The organism is Candidatus Chryseobacterium colombiense (assembly GCA_029203185.1).
GTDB lineage: Bacteria > Bacteroidota > Bacteroidia > Flavobacteriales > Weeksellaceae > Chryseobacterium > Chryseobacterium colombiense.
The window spans coordinates 1,502,764-1,527,756 of record CP119310.1; the positions used below are offsets into that span (position 1 = coordinate 1,502,764).

Sequence of the window (24,993 nt, forward strand, 5' to 3'; positions counted from 1 at the left end):
CCTATGATAACTTCGGCAACACTTCTTCTATTTTTGAACGTAAAGGTTCGTGCTGTTTTGGAAGTTTTAAGTTGTTTCCCAATTCATTTAACGGTTCATCTACAGTGAATCCTGGATTATCGGTTGCGATTTCGAATAAAACACCGCCCGGTTCACGGAAATATAATGAGTAGAAATAATCTCTGTCAATTTTTGGGGTAATATTCAATCCTGCAGACATTACTTTTTCACGGAATTCCATTAAAATATTGTCGTCTTTTACTCTGAAAGCTACGTGGTGGTTGGTTCCTCCCGCATTTCTTCCGGCCAGAATTTTATCATTTTCAATAATATCGACAAGATTTGCAGTTTCAATGGCATCGGTCGCAAATCTGTATCTTTCGCCTTCCTGTTTTTGTAAATCGTATCCGAAAATATCCGTTAAAACTTTAATCGTTGGATCAGCTTTTTTCAAGGTTAAAGTGATATTATGGAAACCTTTCAAAGCATTTTCGTCTTTGATATCATCGGTTGTCCAGACTTTTCTGTCATCTGGTGTAGAAGATTCGATAAATTGTAATTGTAAACCGTCCGGGTCTTGAAATGAAATCAGTTTTTCACCGAAAATTTCTCCTTCTTCAACGTTTACATTAAACTGCTGCAATCTGTTTTTCCAAAACTCTAGGCTTCCTTTTGGAACAGAATATCCGATGTGCGTCGCCAAACCTGAACCGTTGGTTCCTTTACCAATTCCTTCCCAAGGAAAGAACGTTAAAATTGTTCCCGGAGTTCCTTCCTCATTTCCGAAATAAAAATGGTAGGTTCCTGGATCATCAAAATTGACCGTTTTTTTTACCAGTCTTACTCCTAAAACCTGAGTGTAAAAATCTAAGTTTCTTTTTGCGTTGTCTGCAATCGCTGTAATATGATGCAGCCCTAATATTCTATTTTCCATGTTGTTGATTATTTAATTTTGATATGACAAATTTATGGCGACTGAAAATACTGTGCATTTAACTAGTTTAATAAATGAGCTTTCAATCAAATTAAGATAAAATCTTTATACTATCGAATTCAACGACTCATTTTGCCTGTTCATCGAAAAATATCCCAATTCTAAAATATACTGACCGAACTTTACATCAATAAACAACAACAACAACTTAAATCTTAATTATTATGAAAACAAAAATCGGAATTACAGAAAACAACACAGAAGCAGTTGCAGAACAATTGGCAAAACTTTTAGCTGATGAAACACTTCTTTACATCAAAACAAGAAATGCCCACTGGAACGTAACCGGAGATAACTTCCACGCCAATCACATCTTTTTCGAAGAGCAGTACAAACAATTAGACGAGATTATCGACAGTGTTGCAGAACGTATGCGAAAAATAGGACATTACGCACCTGCAACAATGAAAATCTACCTTGAATTAACCCATCTTACAGAATACAGCGATAGAACCAACGACGGTTTAGGCTATATGAAAGACCTCTTGAGCGACCACGAAAGCATCATCGAATTCCTACGAGGAAACATCACCCCTTTTGCCGAAGAATTCAAAGATTACGGAACCAGCGATTTCATTACGGGATTGATGGAAACCCACGAAGAAATGGCCTGGATGATCCGTTCATATTTCAGATAATTGGGAAAAGAAAAAAGGAATAATTATATTTGTGTAAAATCATAAATAACTATCCCTATGAAAGCTTTAATCGTCGATGACAACGACATTGCAAGAACAACATTATCACATTTGGCAAAACAAATTCCGAATCTTACAATTGTCAATGAATTTTCCAACGCGATTGAAGCTTATAATTATCTGCAGACCCATCCTGTTGATCTCATTTTCTTAGACATCGAAATGCCTGAAATGACAGGGATAGAACTCACCAAGAATCTCTCAGGAAAAGAAACGATCATCATTTTTACTACATCCAATAAAGAATATGCACTCGAAGCTTTCGAATTGAATATCGCTGATTACCTGTTAAAACCTGTGATGCCGGCAAGATTTTTACAGGCAGTAAGCAAAGCACAGGCTATTCTTGAAAGCCGAAAGGAAAATGTAGAAATCACAAAAGACGAGTTTCTTTTCGTACGGGATTCCAATATTACAAGACGCCTGAAACTGGATGATATTTTGTATGCAGAAGCAATGGGCGACTACGTTAAGTTCTATACAAGAGAAAAAATGTTTGCCATCCACGGGAAAATGAAAACTGCGGAAGAGCGTCTTCCAAAAGATCATTTCATCAGGGTTCATCGGTCTTACATCGTTTCTGTCGGTAAAATTGATACGCTTCAGGACGGCGGAATTATGATTAACGGAAAATTCATTCCTGTTGCAGATGCATACAGAAAAGCACTCAATACGAGAATGAATGTTTTTTAGGATTTGGGCAGCTTAATCCGCCTTCCGCTCCCGCTTTTTTGTCATTGCGAACGAAGTGAAGCAATCTGTTGAACTATTCAGCAATCGCAATGACAAAAAGAGCTCCGCTCTAGTCGGGCTGCAACAATTCGCCGTTCCAATTGCAATGCAAAAATTCCCCTCTTTTGGAGGGGTGGCGAAAATTCGAAGAATTTTTGACGGGGTGGTCAACAATAATTTTAAAGTCAATATTATAGACTTATGAAAAAGATATCCTCAGTAATGAACAACAAGCGCTTCAGCTATTTTATCATCCTCACATTTATTGCGGGTTCTCTCCTATTGATAGCCGTTCAGATTAATTCAGCCCAAAATACAAAGGAGCTTATCCGTAATAACAATAAGCTTCTCAACGAATTACGTTCGAGCAATCATCTGCGTGAAATCGACCGTGACATTCTGGGGGTTGAAAGCCGAATCAGAGCTTCCATTGCCACCAATGACACCACTCACCTTGAAGGCATCGACCAAAAGATCAGCCAGATAGAAAACTTTTTGGATTCCCTTTCCAAAGATAACGCTGATGCGGAAGAAGAAAGATTAATTCACCGGTTGAGTGTTCTTGCGATGGACAAGAAAACAACGAAGGACAAATTATTGCTTCGTTTCAATACTCTCGGAAATATGGATGATCAGACTTCCATTGCCAATCCAAGAGCCAGAAAAATATCAAATGAGATTACTTCTATCACGGCAAAGATCTATGAAAGCCGTAAGCTTCATATGGTAGACCTCAGCAAAAAAAACGAGGAAATGGGACAGAAAGCCAGATTGTATGATATTTCCTTGCTGATTCTTTTGATTTTAAGTGGATCCATCGTTGGTTATCATATTCTTCGCCAGTTCAAACGTCAACGATTATTAATTCAGGAATTGGACGTAGCTAAGAAAAAAGCAACCGTTGCCGCGGAAACCAAAGAAAATTTTCTTGCCAATATGAGTCACGAAATCAGAACACCTTTGAGCGGAATCTTGGGCTTTACGAACCTTTTACAGAAAAGACCTTTGGATGAGACTTCAAAAGAATTTGTCTCATCCATTCAACGCTCAGGAGAAAATCTGATGGCTATTATCAATGATATTCTGGATTTATCCAAAATCGAAGCCGGAATGATGCGCATTACCAAAGGAATCTTCAGTATCAATGGATTGGTGAATTCTGTCGAAACGTTTTTTATGGAGCGTGCCAAAGAAAAAGGATTGACGATTTCCAGCAAAATAGATTCCTCGATTCCTGATACTTTGAATGGTGATGCAACAAGACTCACTCAGATTTTAGTCAACCTCATCGGGAATGCTATTAAATTTACCCATCAAGGTAGCATTACTATTGAAATTTACAATAAACAACTGACAGAAAATGAAGTCATTGTCGGTTTTAAAGTTTCAGATACCGGAATTGGAATCGATAAAGAAAAGCTCAGCGAAGTTTTTGAAAGATTTAATCAAGGAGAAGATTCTACAACCAGAAATTATGGCGGAACCGGACTTGGTTTATCGATTGTAAAAAGTCTGATTCAATTACAAAACGGTGATATTGAGGTAATGAGTGAACAGGGAAAAGGCACGACTTTTCATTTTTTCATTCCTTATGCCATTGCGAAAGAACAGATTAATGTGACGCCTTCTGTTAACATCAATTATTTCAAAGATAAATCCAACGTACCCTTAAAAGTTTTAGTTGTAGATGATAACGCGATCAATCAAAGCCTGATGAAACATCTTCTCTCGCAATGGAACATTGATTATGACATTGCAAACAATGGTCTGGAAGCGGTAGAATATCTCAGAAATAACGATTGCGACTTGGTTTTAATGGATATTCAGATGCCACAAATGGACGGTTATGCCGCAACACAAAAAATCCGTGAAGAACTAAAACTTGATATCCCGATTATCGCAATGACGGCGCACGCATTGGCGGGAGAACGCGAAAGATGTATGAGCCGTGGAATGAACGAATATATTTCCAAGCCTGTCAATGAGGAAGAACTATTTAAGCTAATTTCAAATTTCGGATTGAAAGGAGCGAAAAAAATTGAAACACAAAACACAGAAACTACTTCTGGCTATGAGTTCATCGACCTTACTTATATGAAATCCATCAGCAATGGAGATAAGGATTTTGAAAGAACGGTCACACAGCAGTTTTTAGACAAAATTCCGGGGCATCTTCAGGAAATGGAATCAGGTTATGAAAAAGCCGATTTTACGATCGTAAAATTGAGAGCACACGATTTGAAATCAAGTGTAGCAATAATGGGCTTGCTTCCTTTATTAGAAGAAAAACTGAATATTTTGGAATTAACCAACAACGAAAATCCAATATCGAAACAGGCTTTGGAAGAAACACAAGATATTTTGCTGAAATCACTTGATGAAAGCAAATTATTTTCACAATCACTATAAATATAAAATATAATGAACTTATTCTCACCTTTAACCCTGCGCCAGCTGACCCTGAAAAACAGAATCGTGGTATCACCAATGCAACAATACAGTGCAAAAAACGGCATCCCGGGAAATTGGCATCTTGTCCATCTCGGTGGAAGAGCCGTTGGCGGAGCAGGTTTGATAATGACCGAATGCACCGCTATATCTCCAGAAGGTTTAGCTACTCTGAGCGACGTCGGAATCTGGAATGACGAGCAGAAAGATGCGTGGAAAAACATTGTCGATTTTGTACACGAGCAGGATGCAAAAATAGGAATGCAACTCTGGCATTCCGGTGGAAAAGGAAGCCTGAAACATCCCAAAGAAAAAATGAGGCCACTTACTAAAGAAGAAGGTGGCTGGACTGTAAAATCCTCTTCGCCTACAGAAATGAACGGTGTGATTCCTGAGGAATTGACGGTTGATGAAATTCAGGAGTTGAAAGTAAAATTTGTAGAAGCTTCACACAGAGCTGTGGAAGCAGGTTTTGACACCATAGAATTGCACGCCGGTCACGGTTATCTTTTCCACCAGTTCTATTCCGCAGTCATTAATAAAAGAAATGACGAATATGGCGGAAGTCTGCAAAACAGAATCCGTTTTCTGGTAGAAACTGTTGGCGAAGTACGAAGATCAATTCCTGACGGAATGCCTCTTTTGGTGAGAATCTCGGCGGTCGATTATCTGGAAACACCGGATGCGTGGACTTTGGATGACAGCATTATTCTCGCAAAAATTCTTAGGGAAAACGGTGTCGATCTTATCACGGCTTCAGGCGGTGGATTTGCCAACGTCAGCAAAGACCGTGTTTTTCCTAATTATCAGGTTCCGTTTTCATCAACTATCAGACAACAGACCGGGATTGCAACAGGTGCGGTCGGGATGATTACCGAAGCTGTTCAGGCAAATGATATTATCGTGAATGATAAGGCAGATTTGATTTTCATCGCCAGAGAACATTTGCGTGACCCTTATTTTGCCTTACATTCCGCGAAAGAATTGGAATTGGAAGTTGAGATTCCGTGGCAGTATAAAAGAGCTTTTTAAATATCATTCATTTAAAATTAAGAGTATGGAAACTCAAGGCGCATCGGTCGTAATTAACCATCACGTTTTAGACGGCAAAGAGGCAGAATACGAAAAATGGCTGGAGCATATTGTTCCGCTCACAAAGCATTCAGAAGGTTTTATTGACCATCAGATTGTGCGCCCGATTCCCCATCTTACGTTTATTTACACGGTAATTATTCGGTTTGACACTATTGAAAATCTCAAAAAATGGATGGAATCTGACGACAGAAAAAAACTGATTGAAAAAGCCAATCCACTTTTCCGAAAAAATGATAATTACAAAATAAAATCCGGGCTCGATTTTCTTTTTGAAACTGAAAACGAAACAAAAGTTCCCGTACGATGGAAACAGTTTTTGGTAACCTGGTCAGCCATTTATCCATTGTCATTGTTGGTTCCATTGGTACTTCTCCCCTTTTTAAGGTTATTAAAAATCCCTGCAAATCATTATTCAGACGGACTTCTGATTTCAGGATGTATTGTTTTCCTGATGGTTTTCGTAGTAATGCCGAATTATACAAAACTGATTAGAAAATGGCTTTTTAAATAATATGTTTAAACCAATTTCAGAATTAACCACAAAAGTCACAAAAGACCATCATAAAGCAATAATCAGAATATTCAAAGTTCTCAAAGAGTAAAAATCAAAGATTTTTAAAAGCTATTGTGACCTTTTTCATTTATATTATTACTTTAAATAAACGTTTTAACTCATCTTTTGTTCCTTTTGTGGTTAAATAAAACTTCAAACAAACTTAATATTGATTACATCATTAATTAAAAACCACTGTGAAATGCAGTGATTTTTTTTATTTAGTAGCCAAATTGGTTACAAAATTTCATCGTACTGATTCAACGATACTTTTCGCCCGTTCACCGAACACCAATTGATTTTCCATTAAGTTGCCTGTAGCTTTACGTCATCAATTAATACAAACAATTAAAACCAAAAACATTATGGAAATTCTACAAACACCAGAAAACGCACTGTCTCACTCAAGTGTAACCGCTATTATCAATGCACCCATCGAAAAAGTTAACATCGCAAATTGGTTATTAAACTTACCCGATGCCGAATATCAAAGATGTTCAACACAGCACATTGGCGCAGCAATTTCTACCACTTTTGATGGCGAACCGGTTTCGTTAAATGTTGAAACAATCGGAGATGCTTTGATGGTTCAGCATTATGTAGCCACAGTGTATCGCCCGGATTATTGCAGAATGTTATCAATCTCCGATTCCATTACCAAAAACGGAAGAACGAAAGTTCAGGTTTTATGGGAGCTGAAAGCCACAAAAATTGATGACAACACGACTTTGTACACCAACGAAATTCACGCAACAGCAACTCCCGAAATGTTTGAATATCTGAAAGAGCACAATATTAATCTTGCAGATGCTGCAGCGTCAAGACAGGCGGCTTCCGACGCTCACAACCACGAAGAAACACCCAATTTTGCAAAAAGTATTGAGAATAAGGCTTTGACAGGCCAATACAATCAGCCTTTTTAAAATCAATATTTTATATAGCAATTAAAATCATTGGGTTCATCCAGTGATTTTTTTGTTTAAAAGCAATCTGTTTGTAACCAAATGACTTTATGTTTTGTTTCCTATAGCTTGTTTGAAAAATGTATTTTACTTTAATCTAAAATAAATTGTTCAAATTAAAATTAACTATTAATAGATAAACATATAAAGATACATTAAAGCTCTGTAAGAGCGACCTGTGAACCAATAATTATAAGGTCGTTACTACGGAACTCCTCCGACCAAATTTCAATCTATTAACAGAATGCTCCTACGGAGCTGAAAAAAAAATCATCATCTTTTATATCATAAAACTCAACGACTGATTTTGCCTATTCACCGAATAGAACCTGAGAAAAGCCAGATTTGGAAGTAGCTTTACCATAGAAATTAAGAACAAGAGATAATCACTAAAAATAATACGATGAATACTTCAACTTTAAGCTTCAAATACGAGTTAGAAAAACAAAATCCCCGCACCAATGACGGAGGAACTACAAGAGGTGCTTCTGTAAAAGATTTTCCTGCATCAATTGGTATTGCCGGAGTTTCTATGAGACTGCAGCCCGGAAGTATGAGAGAACTGCACTGGCACGCCAATGCCGCAGAATGGGCGTATGTGATTTCAGGAACCGTTCGTACCACTATTATTCATCCGGACGGAAAAAGCTATACCGATAATTTTGAACCGGGAGATGTATGGTATTTCCCAAAAGGGTACGGCCACTCGATCCAGGCGACAGGAACGGAAGAGTGCCATTTCATTCTGATTTTTGATAACGGTAATTTTTCTGAAGACCATACGTTCAGCGTTACAGATTTTATATCCAGTGTACCGCCTGAAATTGCCGCTCAGAACTTAGGATTAACGCTTGAAGAAGTGGCAGCATTACCACAAAAAGAAGCTTATTTCGCTGCAGGAATTGTTCCTGATGAATTATCCTTCAATGCCACAGCAAGACCTGAAGAATCTGATATTGAATTAACCAATCTTCACCGTTATCCTTTGCATTCCCAACAGCCGAGAATTATTCCCGGAGGTGGTTTGCAGAGATTGGTAACGAGTAAAGAATTTCCTATCAGCAAAACAATGGCTGGTTCTATTTTGGAACTTCAACCCGGAGCTTTGAGAGAAATGCATTGGCATCCGAATGCGGATGAATGGCAGTATTTTATTTCCGGACAGGCCGAGATGTCGGTTTTCTTAGCGGAAGGAACAATTGTTACCGAACAGTTCAATGCGGGAGATGTCGGTTATGTTCCGATGGGAGCCGGACATTACATCAAAAATACAGGCGATACGGTTTGCAAAGTTTTAATTGGATTTAATAGCGGAACTTATGAATCCATTGATCTGAGCGAATGGTTGGCTGGAAATCCAAAGGATGTTGTTGTAACGAACTTTGGTTTGAAGGAAGGCGAAATTGAAAAATTCCCTTCGAAGAAAGTATTTATTCAACCTGAAAAATAACGGTTTTGATTACGGAAAGATCTCTTCTGTCATCCGACGAAATTAAAGTACAGGAGAAATTGGCCATTTTTTTAGCCTTCATCGCAGGATATATTGACGCAACGGGATTGATCAAATGGAAAACCTATGTTTCCTTTATGAGTGGAAATACCACGCAATTGGGAGCGGCTTTTTTCAGTGGAAAATATGGAGTCATCATTATATCAGTCACAGTAATTGGAAGTTTCTTAATTGGGATTTTTGCCGGGACCTGTTTATCATTATGGAAGAAATGCAGCACTAAAACGATTGCTTTTTATATTGTTTCGGGAATTTTGATTTTTTATACATTCATCAACTACTGTGTCCAAATGGGCAATATTCCATCCGTTGCTATTCTTGGTTTTGCGATGGGAATGATGAATACAATCGTAACAACCGTTGGACATCAAAAAGTAAATACCAATTTTGTAACGGGCACTTTGAACAGCCTTGCAAGAAATACTGCAATCTTTATGATGAGCAATGACAGAGATGAAAAAAATCAATCTAAAGCCAATGCAGTTCATTTGCTGCTCTTATGGATGGGATTTTTGTCAGGTGCTGTGGTCTCTCCGTTCTTACAAAATATATTGGGAAACTGGATTTTGCTTTTACCTGCAGTTTTATTGCTAACTTGTAGAGGATTAATTTTCAATTCAATAACACCCAAAAACTAAATATTATGTTACAAAAAGGTACTGCTGCTCCCGATTTTACATTGTTTGCAACACCAGACCAGAAAGTCACTTTATCAGAATTTAAAGGAAGAAATGTCATCCTCGCTTTTTATCCCGCAGACTGGAGTCCGGTTTGCAGCGACCAGATGGCTTTATACAACGAAACTTTGAAGTTCTTCCATAAATATGACGCAGAACTCTTTGGAATCTCTGTGGACAGCAAATGGTGTCATCTTGCTTTTTCACAATCCAGAAACCTACATTTCCCATTGTTGGCTGACTTTGAAGCGAAAGGAGACACGGCAAGACAATACGGGGTTTATGATGAAGAAGAAGGAGAATGTAAACGTGCATTGTTTGTCATTAACAAAGATGGCATCATCGAATGGAGCTACCTGTCTCCTACCTCCATCAATCCCGGCGCAGACGGAATATTAGAAGCTTTGGAGAATCTTAACACAAAATAATTATGTCACTAAAACCATCAGTCAGCATAACTGACCACGCCCAAGGTAACGACAATGCCGACCTTGTGATTGTAGAATACGGCGATTATCAGTGTCCGTATTGCGGAGCCGCTTATCCTGTTTTGAAAGAATTAATGAAAGAATTCGGAAGTCGGGTAAAATTTGTTTTCAGGAATTTTCCTTTGTCGGAAATGCATCAATACGCAAGACCTGCCGCCATTGCAGCTGAAGCCGCCAATCTTCAGGGAAAATTCTGGGAAATGCACGATGCGATCTACGAAAACCAGGGATCTCTGAATGAAAATTTTTTAATTGAGCTTGCAGAAAAAATAGGCTTAAATGTTTCTCAGTTCAAAACAGATATTCGAAAAGCTGAGCTGGAAGAAAAAGTAGATTCGGATTTTGAAAGCGGGATTATCAGCGGAGTGAACGGAACACCATCTTTCTTTGTGAATGATAAAAAATTCAACGGAAGTGCGATGGATTTGCTTCAGCTGATACGGGAGAATGCAATTAGGTAAACCAAAACAGGCACAAAAGTTTTTTGACACTTAAGCTATTATAAGTTCATACTAAACTTTATACCTAAGTTTTTTTACAGCGAATTGCGCGCAGCCTGACTTGAGCGGAAATCCTTTTTACGCAGCGTAGCGGAGTGAAAAGATTGGGAGCGGAAGGCGGAAACAGCTGCCCCAATAAAAAATATTCAACAAAATATACGAAGTTAAACTAGATTAATTTCTATCAACTTTATCCATCATACATTTGCTAAAGAAATAAGACAAAACAACTATCAAATAAATTAATCACAAACATTAAAAATTTAAACAAAATGAGTACACTAACATTAAAAGACGGAACAGAGATTTTTTATAAAGACCAAGGAGAAGGACCAATATTGATGTTTCACCACGGATGGCCTTTATCTTCAGACGATTGGGATGCACAGGTTATTTTCTTTTTACAGAGAGGTTACAGGGTAATTTCTCACGACAGAAGAGGTCACGGAAGATCAAGCCAAAATATTTATAACCACACGATCGAACAATACGCTTCTGATGCTGCCGAATTGGTTGAATTCCTTGATTTGAAAGACGTAGTTCATATCGGTCACTCTACAGGAGGTGGTGAAGTGATCCGTTATGTAAATAAATATTCTAACGGAAGAGCTAAAAAAGCTGTTTTAATCAGCGCTGTTCCGCCGATAATGGTAAAAAGCGAAAGTAATCCAGACGGAGTTCCGATGGAAGTTTTCGACGGCATCAGAGAGCAAACTTTGAATAACAGAAATCAATTTTATATTGACTTAACTTTTCCTTTCTACGGATATAACAGAGAAGGCGCTAATGTAAAAGAAGGTGTACAAAGAAACTGGTGGAGACAAGGAATGATGGGCGGAATCGTGGCTCATTATGACGGAATCAAAGCATTTTCTGAAACTGATTTCACAGAGGATTTGAAAGCTGTGGATATTCCTGTTTTGGTGATGCACGGTGAAGATGACCAGATCGTTCCTATTGCCAATGCTGCATTAAAATCAATTATATTATTAAAGAACGGAAAGTTAATTACTTACCCAGGTTTCCCTCACGGAATGCCGACTACTGAACACGAAACAATTAATAAAGACTTATTGGAGTTTATCCAGTCTTAAAAGACGAATATATACTGAGAAGGTGAAACAAAAATGATTCACCTTTTTATTGATTAAAATTCAATACTATTTAATCAGTAAATAAAAAGTCGGAAAAATAAATTTTCCGACTTTTTTAATTCAAGCTTTTATTAGATATAATTTTCCAGATGCTTTTCAAAAGATAATAATTCCTTATCAATATCAGGATTTTTAAAAACATCATAGAAAGCAAAGGTCGGTAATGGCTGAACTCCTATAAACTGAAGTGTAGCCGTGAAAGGTCTGGTAAACTCTTCCATTGAAAAATTTTCTAAGAGCTGTCCGGAATTCCCGAAGGCTTCCTGCGGAGCATTCCATGTATTAACGATGATCCCCTTGGATTTAAGTAAACCGCCCGTTCCGTAGTTTCCACCATTGTTTCTGCCGTCTCCGGCGTAGATTTTTCCGTAGCCGCTCATCAGAACCTTATCGATATAATCCTTTGTTTTTGCAGGCATTCCAAACCAGTTGATCGGGAAATGAAACAGAATAACATCGGCATTTACCCACTTTTCAATTTCCTGTGGAATTTCATAACCAGAGTCAATGACAGTTTCGAGGATTTCGTAGCCTTTTCCGCTGAAAACTTCTTTACTTTTCTCAAAAATGGTTCTGTTAAGATTTCCTTCTGCAATTTGTGGCCATTTGATATGTCCGTTGATTACTAATGCTTTCATTTAATTATAAATATTTTCCTAGATTAAGCTCTACATCTCCATAGGTCTGTAATCCCCGATCCAACAGTTTTTTAATTCTTGTTCTCGCCTCGGGCTCAGTTAATGATGCGAAAAATCGGGTCTGGGTTTCCATAATATGTTCATTTTTTGGAATGATTACCCTTTCATTCATAATGGATTTTATAGTTGTGATGATTTTTTTGTCGAATGAATCGATTCTTCCTGCTAAATTCTCTACGAAAGCATCCAGTTCGTTATCCGGGAAAGCTCTGTTGATCCAGCCATAGTTCGCCGCAGTTTCAGCATCATAATCATCACCGCTTAAAATAATTTCCAAAGCTCTTGCTTTTCCAGTCAACAAGTGAAGGCGCTCCAATCCGCCGCCGCCGGGAAAGGAACCAATTCCAATTTCGGGCTGTGCAAAAAAAGCTTTTTCCTTACTCGCAAAACGCATATCAAAAGCCTGAATAAATTCACTTCCCAAACCTCTTGCTCTTCCTCTGATGGAGGCAATACTTACAAACGGGGCCTGTTCCAGACGCTTTGCAACATCGGGCCAGGAAATGGAAAGGCCTGTTTCTCCTGTTCCTTTCGGGAATTCAAAAATATTGACTAGTTCTGCGTGAGCAACATAAAACTCAGGGTTAGAGCTTTCAAAAACTACAACCTTCAGATTTTCATTAGCTTCCAGCTCTTCCATTGTTGTTCTCAGCTGAACTGAAAATTCAGGGTCAAATACGTTTACCGGAGGATGATTAATGGCTATTTTCCAATAGCTTTCGGTTATTTTCTGTGTTGTAAAAATCATAGTAATAATTTTAATTGATGCAAATCTTTATTTAAGACATAACTTTTTTGTCTGTTCAAAATTAATTGCACAAATGCTGGATTTTTAACACAAATCGGGGAATATCTTATACTTTTCTCTGATTTCTGATCTCTGTTGGTGAAAAGCCTTTGACTTTTTTAAAAAACCGTGAGAAATAAGGAACATTGGTAAAACCTAACTGGTAAGCAACATCGCTGATATTCATATCGGTCTGAAGCAATAAAATTTCGGCCTGCTCAATTACAAACTCCTGAATAACGCTGATAGTACTTCTCCCGGTTTCTGAACGGATAAGGTCTGTAAGGTAGTTGGAAGACATATTAAGCTCATCGGCAACAGACGAAACAGTAGGAAAATTTGAAACGGGTTTTGATAAGTCTTTATAATGGTTTTGCAGTAAGTTTTTTAATTTTGAAGACACTGAAACCGATTTTGTGGCTTTGTCTTTAAATTGTCTTTCATAAAAAACATCTGCGTACGAAAGAACGACATTTAACAGCGAAAGAATAATATTAATGTTGGCTTGAGCTTTATTTTCAACCAATTCCATATGAATTTTTGTAAAAAGCCAGGTAATAATTTCTTCCTCCTCCGCTGTCATAAACAACGCATCATTGATCTCATAACTGAAATATTTATACTGATGGATTTTGTTGGCAATCGGATTTTGTTTAATAAGATCAGGATGAAAAACAAATGCATAACCATCCCAGAAAGTCAGACTGTCCCAGGAAACAACCTGTCCCGGTTCACTGAAAAGCATTAATCCATTCTCCGTATAATATTTATTATTTCCGTAATTGATATCTCCGGTAAAGTTTTTCTTTAACGAAATTTTAAACAGATTAACCTGAATTTCACCACTCGCCTGTGGAAAATTTGGAATGGCTTGTTTACAAACCCTGCTGTCCATTAATGGATGTAAAGGAGCTGAGAGATTAAGGTATTTATTGTAACCGGCAAGATCGTTAAAGGTTTTCATAGAAACAAATTTGCGAAATTGTTTTATAATTTCGGTATAAATATAATGTATTGGAAATGTTTGATATAAAAAATATTCCTAATTTTTAATTAAACTGAGCTAAACTCTAAGGAGCTTAATATACTTTCATATTGACTGTAAGCACAATGAAATTACTAAGACAATAAATTGAATACTTCAATATCATTGCTACTCATAAAAAGCAAAGCATCCGAATGTAGTCGGATGCTTAAAAACATGGAAATAGAAAATTATCTATAATGGCTTAAATGCAATGGCGTCAACTTCTATGAGCATACCGTCTAAAGCAAGCTTTGGAACGGGTACTAAAGTACTCGCAGGAAATACGTTATCTTTCCATACTTTCCGCATTTCCTCACTCCATATCTGGAGTTTTTCCTGATCATGGTCAACAATTAATATTGTGATTTTAAGTACATCATCATGGGTTAAATCCGATGCTTTAAGAACAGTATTCAGGTTTTGTAAAGCCACTTTCACCTGTGTCCTGAAATCTTTGGAAAGGTGATGATTTAATCCTTCTCCTCCGCTTTGCCCCGAGATGAACACATAACTTCCTTTATTTGAATTCGTTGTAGAATGTGAAAAGGCAAATGGCGTAGGATCAAAAAGTCCTTTAGGATTTCCATATTGAACGTTTGACCTATCTTTTGGGATATGGACCGGATGATTTTCATTTTTAAAACAACCCGTAAGTAATAAAATAAAAAACGGAGATATCAGAAAATATTTTTTCTTACCTGTAAAATATTTAAAATTAATCATGGTTGGTAAAAAATTGATGAAGTTGGAATATTTGATTAACAGCGGCTTTCGACCAATATCCAGCGTCGTGCCCACCAGGACGCTCTTCATAGATATGAGGAATTTTCAATGAGATTAACTGCTCGTGAAATTTTCTGTTTTGTGCAATCAGGATATCGTCGGTTCCACAACCAATTAAGATTTTCTGCCGGCTGCCTTTAAGCTTATCTATCTGTGAAATTGCTGTGTATGAGGTCCATTTTTCAGGATTATCACCTAGTAATTTAGGAACACCATATTCTTTTCCAAAAGGAACGAAATCTATGACGCCACACATGCTCCCGATAGCACTAAAGGTTTCCTGGTGCCGTGAGCCAATATACAGTGCTCCATGTCCGCCCATACTCCAACCCATCAAGGCCGTTTTAGACTGATCCGACTTGTATTTTTTTTGAATATAACCGGTCAATTCTTTAGAAATAAAAGTCTCATACTTTGAGTTGGGGCTGTCTATATACCAGCTGTCATAATTTCCGTCGGGCAACACAAATATCATCTGCATTTCTTCACTTAGCGCTGATAAAGAGGGAATATCCTGTGTTAAAGTTCTTTTAGGATAACCGCTGTAGCCGTGCAGTATATACACTGTTGGCAGTTTTTTATTCCCGCTATTTAACGGATGTACTACAAGTGTTTTAATTTCCTTGTTCATAGCAGTGCTATAAACATTCAATGAGTCGATTTTTTGAGAAAACATTTTGCTTCCCATACACATAACGACTAAGGCAAATAATGATTTTATCATTGTAATTGATTTTTTGTAGTAGCAAAGTTAGAGGCCCAAATTCTCAAAACACTTTACATATGTTGAGGAAATCAAAAAATGATTAAATTTTAAAAATTCAATTAATTAGTTTCAATTTTTCCTTTATCTTTATGGTATGACAGCATTTTGGGAAATTATAGATCATTATTCCTCGATCTCTGAGGAATCAAAAAACGCATGGTCTGCTTTATTGAAAACATCCAATATTGTAAAAGGAAATAATTTCTTAGATCAAGGAGTGATACCTAAAGATATTGCTTTTGTCAGTAGTGGACTGCTTTCTTATTATTACCTCAATGAAAAAGGTGAGAAAATAATTAAAAGATTTTTTCAGGAAAATTCACTTGTAGCGTCTACAAGTGCATTATTAAAACAGGAACCGGGATTTTTTGCCATTGAGGCTTTGGAAGATACAGAACTGATCAGTTATTCTTTCAGAGATTTCAGAAACTTGGCAATGAAATATAATGATATTGCCAATTTCTACATCAGCTATCTGGAACGCCATTGGGTTATAGAAAAAGAATTTGCCGAAATCACCCTTAAATCAACTACCGCCAAAGAAAGATATTTAGAATTTGAAAATGATTATCCAGATTTGATCTCTCGTTTAAAACTTCATCAGATAGCCTCTTATCTAGCCATTACTCCTACTCAGCTCAGCAGAATCAGGGCCGAACTTTAACGATTTTTAATATAGATTACTATTTATAGCCATCTTTCCCAGCCAATCTTCTTACCATCCCTTTAAAAATAATCCCGTGAAATGGCAAAACAGAATACCAGTAAAGCCTTCCCGTGAGTCCATGAGGACGAAAAACCGCCTTTTGCCAAAGCTTGCCTTTATATACTTTAAACATCAGCCAAGCTTCACCGGGAAGCTTCATTTCTGCGAAGAGAATCAGTTTTCCTTCTTCTTTGTCTGCATACAGAACTCGCCAGAAATCTAAAGCATCTCCTTCGTGAATTTTATCAGGATGCGTTCTTCCACGTCTCAATCCGGGACCACCAACCAACAGATCCATAAAACCACGAATTTTCCAGAGACTTTGTCCATACCATCCATTGGCACCTCCTAAAGAAAAGACCCGATCAAGGCACTTTTCACGACTGTCATATTCTTCGGTTCGCAAATCGGTAAAACAGCCGTATTTAGGAACATCGAGATAATCTTTTAAACTGGAATCGCTCCGGCTGCTGATAAAACTGTCCTTCCAGCTTGATGCAATTTCATTATCCTGAATTTTAGCCAACGTTCTTTTCAAAGCAGTCTCATAAGAAAAAGGATGAACTTCGGTAATTTCTTTAATTTCAGCAAGACTTTCCGGTCGGCATATTACTTCAATCTTCATACTTCCCACCAAAGCAGAAGCCAGATTATAAGATGTTGAAGTAATGAAATACAGCCAATAGGAAGACAGTTTTGGCGTCATGACAGGCACCGTAAAAATTTTTCTTTTTAATCCCCTTATTTTCGCAAACTCCAAAAGCATTTCTTTGTAAGTGAGTACATTATCACAGCCAATATCAAAATTTCTGCGATAAGCCTTTTCTTTAAATAAAGTAAAAATCAGAAAGTCCAGAACATTGGCAATTCCTATCGGTTGACATTTCGTGTGAAGCCATTTCGGAGCCACCATTACCGGTAATTTTTCTACCAGATCTCTAATGATTTCAAAAGAGGCACTTCCTGAACCGATAATAATTCCCGCTCTCAAAACAGTTGCCGGAACTTTACATTCCATGAGGATTTTCTCAACAGCAAGCCTTGAACTCAAATGCTCTGAAAGCTCTTTTTCATTAGCTAAACCTGAAAGATAAATAATGTGTTGACATTCGGTGGTTTCTATAAAGTCAGAAAAATTAACGGCACATTGTTTCTCGATTTCTGCATAATTATTGCTGTTGCTCATGGAATGCATCAGGTAATATGCACCGGATATATCTTTCGGGATATGTTCCAGCGTTTCGGGTTTCAGAAAATCAACTTCCACCACTTCAATCTGTGCATCGTCAATATCCACACTTTTGGAAAAACGGTTTTTATCCCTGCAGCAGCAAATTACCTGATAACCCTGTGCAGCGATAACATTAATCATTCTTTTCCCAATGTATCCGGTGGCTCCGGTAAGCAGAATTTTTTTCATGTTAATTAGCTTATGATTTGACAATGCTTCTCTACTAATGAGAATATCATACCTTTTCCAAAAGATGCCCGAAATAATTTTTCTTTTTCGATAGATAACTTTCGTTTACTCCATTGGATTCTATTTCCAGAGGAATTCTTTGATTCAGTTTAATTCCACTGTTTTGCAGAGACTTAAGTTTATCCGGATTGTTGGTAAGCAAATTGATTTCTTTAACATTCAAAATCTTCAGCATTTCTACTGCTACATCAAAATTTCTTCCGTCTGCAGGCAACCCAAGTTTCAGATTGGCTTCCACGGTATCAAAACCTTTTTCCTGAAGTGCATACGCTCTTAACTTATTAATGATTCCTATATTTCGCCCTTCCTGACGAAGATAAATAATCATCCCTCCATTTTCCGACATATATTTCATAGCTGTATCAAGCTGTTGTCCGCATTCACATTTCTTGGAGTGAAAAATTTCACCTGTAATACATTCCGAATGAAAACGGACATTCACCGTTTTGTTAAAATCGGTATTTTCTGCCACCCAAACCAAATGAGGATTCCAGTCATCTTCGTGGTCTGAGAAAGCATAAACAGTGAACATCCCAAAATCTGTAGGTATATTCGATTGTGCCTGTATTGTCAACATAATTCAATAATTAAATGGTTTATATAGTACAAATTTATACTTTATTTTAATTAAAAATAAAATTAATTACTAAATTTGTCAATAAATAAATTCTATCATGCAAGAACAAGCCCATATCACACAGGAAAAAATATTTGAATTATACGGTGATTATCTTCTTAACCATGGAGAAAAACCGAAAAACGTTTATCTTTTTGCCAAGGAAAACAATTTCGAGGAAAAAGAATTTTATCATTACTTCTTAGGATTCGAGCAAATTGAAAGAGAAATACTGAATCATCTTTTCACAAAATCGCTAGAACTCGCTTCGGAAGTTAATTCTTCCGATGAAGTAACCACCAAAGAGCAACTGCTGAATGTTTATTATATTTTCTTTGAAAACTTAACAATGAATCGTTCGTTGGTATTATCAATTCTGGGAGCTCATAAAATTCAAAGCATCAAAACCCTTCAGAAACTTCGGGAAACGCACAAAGAATTCGTTAAGACTTTAGATTTCAATGAATGGGAAATCATTGAAAAAGCGAAGGAAGACATCCGGAAATTCAACGAAAAATCAAGACAGGAAGCATTTTGGCTGCATCTTATTTCAGCAATCGATTTCTGGAAAAAAGATACTTCTCCCGATTTTGAAAAGACCGATATTTTCATCGAAAAAACGATCGACACAGGCTTTGAACTTATGGACAACGAACCCTTAAGAAAAGTCTTCGACCTTGGTAAATTTTTATGGAAGGAAAAGTTTAAGATGAGCTGATGTATGGCTTTTGGCGATTTGATTTTGGCTTCAAATAAGTTTCGGCTAAAGCCATTTGGAAATCAAACTTTAACATCGGGCTAAAGCCCGACACAATTGATTACTATACTCTTACTTTTTTGCTGAATGCAACGCTTTTGCATTCTTAAAACAGTTAATATTAAAAAAAATCTTTGTGTGCTTTGCGTTTAAGAAACCCACAACAAACAAAATCTAAAAATGAAAACACTGGATAAAATTCCTACAGGAAAAATTGAACGGACAGGAAGTCTGCTGAAAGCAGGAGCTAAAGTCGGGGTCAATTACCTGAAGTATTACGGAAACAAAATCACTAAAGATGAAGAAAAAGCACGAAAAATCCTGAACGAGGACAATGCAACCGATATTTATGATTCTCTGAAAGAACTCAAAGGTTCAGCTCTGAAAGTTGCCCAAATGCTGAGTATGGAAAAAAATATTCTTCCGGTAGAATATGTTGAAAAATTCTCGCTTTCTCAATTTTCCGTTCCGCCTTTATCGGGAGCTTTGGTGAAAAAAACTTTCAGGAAATATTTCGGGAAAAATCCGGAAGATATTTTTGATGAATTTTCTGCCGAATCAGTCAATGCAGCGAGTATCGGGCAGGTTCATACTGCTAAAAAAGGGGGAAAGAAACTCGCAGTAAAAATCCAGTATCCCGGTGTGAGAGAAAGTATTTCCAGTGATCTTAAGATGGTAAAACCGATTGCCATGAAGATGTTCAATATCAAAAAAGAAGGTTCGGAATCTTATTTTCAGGAAGTGGAAGACAAGTTGTTTGAGGAAACGGATTATAATCTGGAGCTCAAACGCAGCCAGCATTTTGCAGAAGAATGTCAGCATCTTCCGAATGTAAAATTCCCACACTATTATCCGGAATATTCGTGTGAAAAGATCATCACGATGGACTGGATGCAGGGAATTCATTTTTCGGAATTTACTAAAAAGCAGAATACTCAGGAAGATTCGAACAAAATCGGACAAACGCTTTGGGATTTTTATATGTATCAAATGCATATCCTGAAAAAAGTTCACGCCGATCCGCACCCGGGAAACTTCCTGATTTCGGAAAACAAAGAATTATTGGTTATTGATTTTGGCTGTATCAAAGAAATTCCGGAAGATTTTTACATTCCGTATTTTGAATTGGCAAAAGAAGAAAATCTTAAAAATCCTGAATTTTTCCGTGAGAAGTTATTCACACTTGAAATTCTCCGTGAAGAAGATTCGCCACAGGAAAAAGAATTTTTCGCCAAACTTTTTTACGAATTGCTGGAGCTGTTTACAAGACCTTTCAATCAGGAAAAATTCGATTTTTCAGACGAGTCTTTCTTCCAGGAGATTGCCGATCTGGGACAACGATATGCCAAAATCAGCGATATAAAAGGAATGAACACCAACCGCGGTTCCAGACATTTCATTTACCTGAACAGAACATTTTTCGGGTTATATAATATTATGCATGACCTGAAAGCGAAAGATGTTATGATTAATAATTATGAAAATTTCATAAAAGCCTAAAATATGCCTTCAGAATTACCGTCCAAAATCTGTGAAGTCTGTGGACTGCCTTTCAACTGGCGGAAAAAATGGAAGAAAAACTGGGAAGAAGTAAAATATTGCAGCGAAAAATGCCGGAAAAACAAAAAATCAACGTCCTCTGGTTCACAAAAGATCTTAGAACAAGAGATTCAGAATCATTATACAAAGTGATGCAGGAAGGCTTGCCTTTTCTTGCCGTATATATTTTCGATGTTGAATTTTTTACAAAAAAACAGTTCGGTTTCAGAAAAATCGGGAAATACAGAGCGAAATTCCTTCTGGAAAGTGTAGAAGGTTTAAAACAGAATCTGACCAAACAGCATATTCCGTTTTTAGTGAAACACGACAAAACTGAACACGTTTTTAAAGAAATTTCCGAAGAATTTGATGTGGTGAAAATTTTCTGTCAGGAAGAATGGACAAAAGAAGAAACCGAACTTCAAACAAAAATACGGGAAGTAGTTCCGGCCGCGATTTGGGAAAAATCTTACTCTCAATTTTTACTGCATCCACTTTTTGTATTTAAAATTTGGGATAAAATTCCGATGCTTTTTACCACGTTCAGGCAGAAAATTGAAAAAAATTTATTAATTCGTCCTGAATTTGAATCTGAAAATTTGATTTACAATAAAACAGATATTTACATTAAAAGTGATGACATTTCATTAAAATCATTAGGTTTTGAAGATTTTGAAACTGATGAAAGAACAGCTTTTCCTTTTTCGGGCGGAGAAAATGAGGCTTTGAAAAGATTACATTATTATTTCTCAGAAACTAAAAAACTGAGTCAATACAAAGGAATCCGAAACGGCATGGTTGGAACGGATTACAGTTCAAAATTTTCGTCATGGTTGTCCGACGGAAGCCTTTCCGCAGTAAGTATTTACCACGAAGTTAAAATATATGAAGAAGAATTCGGAGCCAATGAATCTACATCTTGGTTAATTTTTGAGTTGTTTTGGAGGGATTTTTTCAAATATGTGTCCCTACAGTACAAAGATTCGATTTTCTGGAAAAGCGGAATTAATCATCAAAAATATTTCACCGAAAACAGTAAAGCATTGATTCAAAAATGGGAGTATGGAGAAACTGATTCTGATTTTGTAAATGCAAACATGCTCGAACTGAAAAATACAGGATGGATGAGCAACAGAGGTCGCCAAAATGTAGCTTCCTACTTCTGTAAGATTTTGAAACAGGATTGGAGAATCGGAGCCGCCTATTTTGAAGAAATGTTAATTGATTATGATGTTCACAGCAATTACGGCAACTGGATGTATCTCGCAGGAGTCGGAAATGACAACCGAGACCGGACTTTCAACCCCGAAAAACAGGCAGAAATCTATGATCCGAACCAAGAATTCAGAAAACTATGGCTAAAACAGTAAAACATACCGCCCAATTGATCTTTCCACATCAGCTTTTTGAGGATACTGATTACCTGGATAAAAGCCAGCCTGTATTTTTAGTGGAGGAATTCCTGTTTTTTAAACAATATTCATTTCATAAACAGAAGATTGCGTTCCACCGCGCAACTATGAAATTTTATGAAAACGAACTGAAAAAAGCAAGTTTTAAAGTTGAATATATAGAAAGTTCATCAAAATTTTCGGATATCAGGAATTTAATTCCGAAACTTGAGAAAGAACATTTTAAAACCATAAAAACAACCGACGTTTGTGATAATTGGCTTGAAAAAAGGCTGAAAAAAATAAAACTGGAGCTCGAAATTCTGGACAGTCCACTTTTCATCAACACCAAAGAAGAACTGAAAGATTATTTTGATGGCAAAAAATCATATCATCAAACGGATTTTTACAAACAGCAGAGAATCACCCGAAATATTCTGATGAAAGCCGGAAAACCTTTGGGCGGAAAATGGACATACGACATTGAAAACCGAAAAAAATATCCAAAAAATAAAAAAGCGCCTGCGATTCATTTCCCGGAAAACAATGAATATTACGAGGAAGCTAAACAATATACAGAAAAATATTTTGCTAAAAACTACGGAATGCTTACGGATGAACAGCTCTACCCTGCTACTTTCAAAGAAGCTGAAAAGTGGCTGGAACAGTTTCTGGGAACCCGTTTTCATGAGTTTGGAGTTTATGAAGACAGCATGGTGGAAAAGGAACATTTTCTGCATCACAGCGTGCTATCTCCGCTAATGAATGTTGGGCTTTTAACTGCTGAAAATGTTTTGGAAAGAGCAATTTCTTTCGCAAAAGACCATGATGTTCCGGTAAATTCTTTAGAAGGTTTTGTACGGCAGATTTTAGGCTGGAGAGAATTTGTACGTGGTGTTTATGTGTATCAGGGAACGTATCAACGAAATAAAAATTACTGGAAACACAAACAAAAACTTCCGGAATCATTTTATACTGCTAAAACGGGAATCCGCCCGATTGACAGTTCACTTCAGAAAATTCTGAAAACCGGTTATGCCCATCACATTGAACGACTGATGATTTTTGCCAATTTTATGAATCTTTGCCAGTTCAATCCTGATGAAGTCTATCAGTGGTTTATGGAAATGTTCATCGATTCCTACGACTGGGTGATGGTTCCGAATGTATACGGAATGAGCAGCTTTTCGGATGGCGGAAAAATGAGTACGAAACCTTACATCAGCGGAAGCAATTACATTAAAAAAATGAGTGATTATCCCGATGGAGACTGGACGGAACAATGGGATTCGCTATTCTGGAATTTTATTAATAACAACAAAGACTTTTTTACCAAAAATCCAAGGCTGGGAATGATGCTGAAAACGTTCGAAAAAATGCCGGAAGAGAAACGAAAATACCACTTAGAAATGGCAAAGAAATTTATTGGGAATCTGAAATAATTTTTCAACCTCAAAAAGAAACAAAAGAATTTTTGAAGATTAAGTTTTTTAAAATAGGAGGCTTCAACAAGCTCACCCTGACAAAGCAAAAAGAACCGTTAGTATTAGAGATGTTATCTAGATTAGAGATGTCATCCTGAGCTTGTCGAAGGATCTTTCAATTAAAATAAAATGAACAAAAACCTCAACATACAGGAAATCGACAGAATCATCGAAATGGCGTGGGAAGACAGAACGCCGTTTGAAGCCATACAATTTCAGTTTGGAATCAGCGAATCGGAAGTGATTGAACTGATGCGTTCAGAACTGAAGGAATCGAGTTTTAAACTTTGGAGAAAAAGAGTGAATTCCGGAGTAAGTCAAAAGCATCTTAAAAAGAGAAGCGAGGAAATTAACCGCTTTAAATGCAGCAGACAAAGAATTATCAGCAATAATAAAATTTCGAAGAGATAGTTGGTTAAAAATAAATCATTATGAAAAATATAGTCATCATCGGTTGCGGAAAAGGAATCGGGCTTACAACGGCAAAAATCCTTTCCGAAGAAAACAAAATCATTGGAATTTCAAGAACTGAAAATCCGGAACTGAACCATCCGAATATAGAATTTCACACAATGGATATTCTTTCTGGAAATTTAGACGAAATTACTTTTCCGGAGGTCGTAGACGGATTGATTTATGCACCCGGAAGCATTAATTTAAAGCCTTTTAACAGACTTTCTGGAGATGATTTTAAAAATGATTTCGAGATCAATGTTTTGGGAGCTGTGAAAATTATCCAGAAGCTTTTGCCGAATCTTAAGAAATCTGAAACCTCATCCATTGTACTTTTCAGCTCGGTAGCAGCAAAACTGGGAATGCCGTTTCACGCTTCAATTGCAGCCAGTAAAAGTGCATTGGAAGGTCTTACGAAAAGTTTAGCGGCGGAATTTTCAGCACAGAAAATCCGGGTAAATGCGATTGCTCCGTCTTTGACAGATACTCATCTCGCTACCCTGCTTTTATCAACTCCTGAAAAAAGAGAAGCGTCTGCGAAAAGACATCCCTTACAACGAATTGGAAACGCTGAGGAAATTGCTGCAATGACAGCATTTCTGATCTCGGACAAATCTTCTTGGATAACGGGACAGGTTTACGGAATCGACGGCGGAATGGGAAGTGTGAAACTGTAATAAACGGAAAAAATATTT

The 24,993-nt window shown here is 37.1% G+C and carries 26 protein-coding genes and 1 pseudogene; 19 read left to right on the forward strand and 8 right to left on the reverse strand.

What is annotated here, in order from left to right:
* Position 1: 1 nt before the first annotated feature.
* Positions 2–934: a ring-cleaving dioxygenase gene (locus P0Y62_06600; GenBank protein WEK71223.1), complete on the reverse strand. Its 933-nt coding sequence runs from the start codon at positions 932–934 to the stop codon at positions 2–4.
* Between the two features lie 224 nt (positions 935–1,158).
* Between P0Y62_06600 and P0Y62_06605 the strand changes: the two genes are divergently transcribed.
* From P0Y62_06605 to P0Y62_06655, 11 genes are all read left to right on the forward strand, one after another.
* Complete coding sequence (locus P0Y62_06605) at positions 1,159–1,632, forward strand: DNA starvation/stationary phase protection protein (protein WEK71224.1); 474 nt, start codon at positions 1,159–1,161, stop codon at positions 1,630–1,632.
* A 57-nt stretch (positions 1,633–1,689) separates the two neighbouring features.
* Positions 1,690–2,385 carry a LytTR family DNA-binding domain-containing protein gene (locus tag P0Y62_06610; protein ID WEK71225.1) on the forward strand — a complete coding sequence of 232 codons (696 nt, stop codon included), beginning with the start codon at positions 1,690–1,692 and terminating at the stop codon, positions 2,383–2,385.
* Between the two features lie 240 nt (positions 2,386–2,625).
* Entirely contained in the window at positions 2,626–4,833 is a 2,208-nt protein-coding gene (locus tag P0Y62_06615; protein ID WEK71226.1) for an ATP-binding protein, read from the forward strand.
* A 12-nt stretch (positions 4,834–4,845) separates the two neighbouring features.
* Positions 4,846–5,904, forward strand: a complete 1,059-nt coding sequence (locus P0Y62_06620; protein ID WEK71227.1) for an NADH:flavin oxidoreductase/NADH oxidase — start codon at positions 4,846–4,848, stop codon at positions 5,902–5,904.
* 25 nt (positions 5,905–5,929) lie between these two features.
* Positions 5,930–6,478 carry an antibiotic biosynthesis monooxygenase gene (locus P0Y62_06625; GenBank protein WEK71228.1) on the forward strand — a complete coding sequence of 183 codons (549 nt, stop codon included), beginning with the start codon at positions 5,930–5,932 and terminating at the stop codon, positions 6,476–6,478.
* A gap of 407 nt (positions 6,479–6,885) precedes the next feature.
* Positions 6,886–7,443 carry a hypothetical protein gene (locus tag P0Y62_06630; protein ID WEK71229.1) on the forward strand — a complete coding sequence of 186 codons (558 nt, stop codon included), beginning with the start codon at positions 6,886–6,888 and terminating at the stop codon, positions 7,441–7,443.
* A gap of 424 nt (positions 7,444–7,867) precedes the next feature.
* Complete coding sequence (locus P0Y62_06635) at positions 7,868–8,932, forward strand: cupin domain-containing protein (protein WEK71781.1); 1,065 nt, start codon at positions 7,868–7,870, stop codon at positions 8,930–8,932.
* 5 nt (positions 8,933–8,937) lie between these two features.
* The gene (locus P0Y62_06640) at positions 8,938–9,630 is read left to right on the forward strand and encodes a YoaK family protein (GenBank protein WEK71230.1); all 693 of its coding nucleotides are present in this window, start codon (positions 8,938–8,940) and stop codon (positions 9,628–9,630) included.
* 5 nt (positions 9,631–9,635) lie between these two features.
* Positions 9,636–10,097, forward strand: a complete 462-nt coding sequence (locus P0Y62_06645; protein ID WEK71231.1) for a redoxin domain-containing protein — start codon at positions 9,636–9,638, stop codon at positions 10,095–10,097.
* 2 nt (positions 10,098–10,099) lie between these two features.
* Positions 10,100–10,618, forward strand: coding sequence for a thioredoxin domain-containing protein (locus P0Y62_06650; GenBank protein ID WEK71232.1), 519 nt, complete (start codon positions 10,100–10,102; stop codon positions 10,616–10,618).
* Positions 10,619–10,929: 311 nt separating this feature from the next.
* Positions 10,930–11,751: an alpha/beta hydrolase gene (locus P0Y62_06655; protein ID WEK71233.1), complete on the forward strand. Its 822-nt coding sequence runs from the start codon at positions 10,930–10,932 to the stop codon at positions 11,749–11,751.
* 131 nt (positions 11,752–11,882) lie between these two features.
* Here P0Y62_06655 and P0Y62_06660 read toward each other — a convergent pair whose 3' ends face one another.
* From P0Y62_06660 to P0Y62_06680, 5 genes are all read right to left on the reverse strand, one after another.
* Positions 11,883–12,449, reverse strand: a complete 567-nt coding sequence (locus P0Y62_06660; GenBank protein ID WEK71234.1) for an NAD(P)H-dependent oxidoreductase — start codon at positions 12,447–12,449, stop codon at positions 11,883–11,885.
* Positions 12,450–12,453: 4 nt separating this feature from the next.
* Positions 12,454–13,257 (reverse strand): enoyl-CoA hydratase/isomerase family protein, encoded by an 804-nt coding sequence (locus tag P0Y62_06665; GenBank protein ID WEK71235.1) that lies wholly within the window; start codon positions 13,255–13,257, stop codon positions 12,454–12,456.
* Positions 13,258–13,363: 106 nt separating this feature from the next.
* On the reverse strand, positions 13,364–14,260 hold the full coding sequence (locus tag P0Y62_06670) for an AraC family transcriptional regulator (protein WEK71236.1): 897 nt from the start codon (positions 14,258–14,260) through the stop codon (positions 13,364–13,366).
* Between the two features lie 255 nt (positions 14,261–14,515).
* On the reverse strand, positions 14,516–15,046 hold the full coding sequence (locus P0Y62_06675) for a RidA family protein (protein ID WEK71237.1): 531 nt from the start codon (positions 15,044–15,046) through the stop codon (positions 14,516–14,518).
* Positions 15,039–15,737, reverse strand: a complete 699-nt coding sequence (locus tag P0Y62_06680; GenBank protein WEK71782.1) for an alpha/beta hydrolase family protein — start codon at positions 15,735–15,737, stop codon at positions 15,039–15,041. Before P0Y62_06680 ends, P0Y62_06675 begins: the two co-directional genes overlap by 8 nt.
* Before the next feature lie 229 nt (positions 15,738–15,966).
* Between P0Y62_06680 and P0Y62_06685 the strand changes: the two genes are divergently transcribed.
* On the forward strand, positions 15,967–16,536 hold the full coding sequence (locus P0Y62_06685) for a Crp/Fnr family transcriptional regulator (protein ID WEK71238.1): 570 nt from the start codon (positions 15,967–15,969) through the stop codon (positions 16,534–16,536).
* 19 nt (positions 16,537–16,555) lie between these two features.
* Here the strand turns inward: P0Y62_06685 and P0Y62_06690 are convergent, their stop codons facing one another.
* Both P0Y62_06690 and ribA read right to left on the reverse strand, forming a co-directional pair.
* Positions 16,556–17,998, reverse strand: coding sequence for an SDR family oxidoreductase (locus P0Y62_06690; protein WEK71239.1), 1,443 nt, complete (start codon positions 17,996–17,998; stop codon positions 16,556–16,558).
* A 46-nt stretch (positions 17,999–18,044) separates the two neighbouring features.
* A complete protein-coding gene (ribA, locus tag P0Y62_06695; GenBank protein WEK71240.1) occupies positions 18,045–18,635 on the reverse strand; it encodes a GTP cyclohydrolase II in 591 nt (196 codons plus the stop codon).
* Between the two features lie 97 nt (positions 18,636–18,732).
* Here ribA and P0Y62_06700 point away from each other — a divergent pair, with 97 nt between their 5' ends.
* From P0Y62_06700 to P0Y62_06730, 7 genes and pseudogenes are all read left to right on the forward strand, one after another.
* Positions 18,733–19,392, forward strand: a complete 660-nt coding sequence (locus P0Y62_06700) for a TetR family transcriptional regulator C-terminal domain-containing protein (protein WEK71241.1) — start codon at positions 18,733–18,735, stop codon at positions 19,390–19,392.
* Positions 19,393–19,611: 219 nt separating this feature from the next.
* Positions 19,612–20,931, forward strand: coding sequence for an AarF/UbiB family protein (locus tag P0Y62_06705; protein ID WEK71242.1), 1,320 nt, complete (start codon positions 19,612–19,614; stop codon positions 20,929–20,931).
* Between the two features lie 3 nt (positions 20,932–20,934).
* Positions 20,935–21,057 (forward strand): annotated as a pseudogene (locus P0Y62_06710) (DUF2256 domain-containing protein).
* Entirely contained in the window at positions 21,000–22,340 is a 1,341-nt protein-coding gene (locus P0Y62_06715; protein WEK71243.1) for a DASH family cryptochrome, read from the forward strand. Before P0Y62_06710 ends, P0Y62_06715 begins: the two are co-directional and overlap by 58 nt.
* Entirely contained in the window at positions 22,325–23,803 is a 1,479-nt protein-coding gene (locus P0Y62_06720) for a cryptochrome/photolyase family protein (protein WEK71244.1), read from the forward strand. The genes P0Y62_06715 and P0Y62_06720 overlap by 16 nt, the downstream gene beginning before the upstream one ends.
* 171 nt (positions 23,804–23,974) lie before the next feature.
* Entirely contained in the window at positions 23,975–24,256 is a 282-nt protein-coding gene (locus tag P0Y62_06725; protein WEK71245.1) for a TIGR03643 family protein, read from the forward strand.
* 20 nt (positions 24,257–24,276) lie between these two features.
* Positions 24,277–24,975: an SDR family NAD(P)-dependent oxidoreductase gene (locus P0Y62_06730; protein ID WEK71246.1), complete on the forward strand. Its 699-nt coding sequence runs from the start codon at positions 24,277–24,279 to the stop codon at positions 24,973–24,975.
* Positions 24,976–24,993 lie beyond the last annotated feature (18 nt).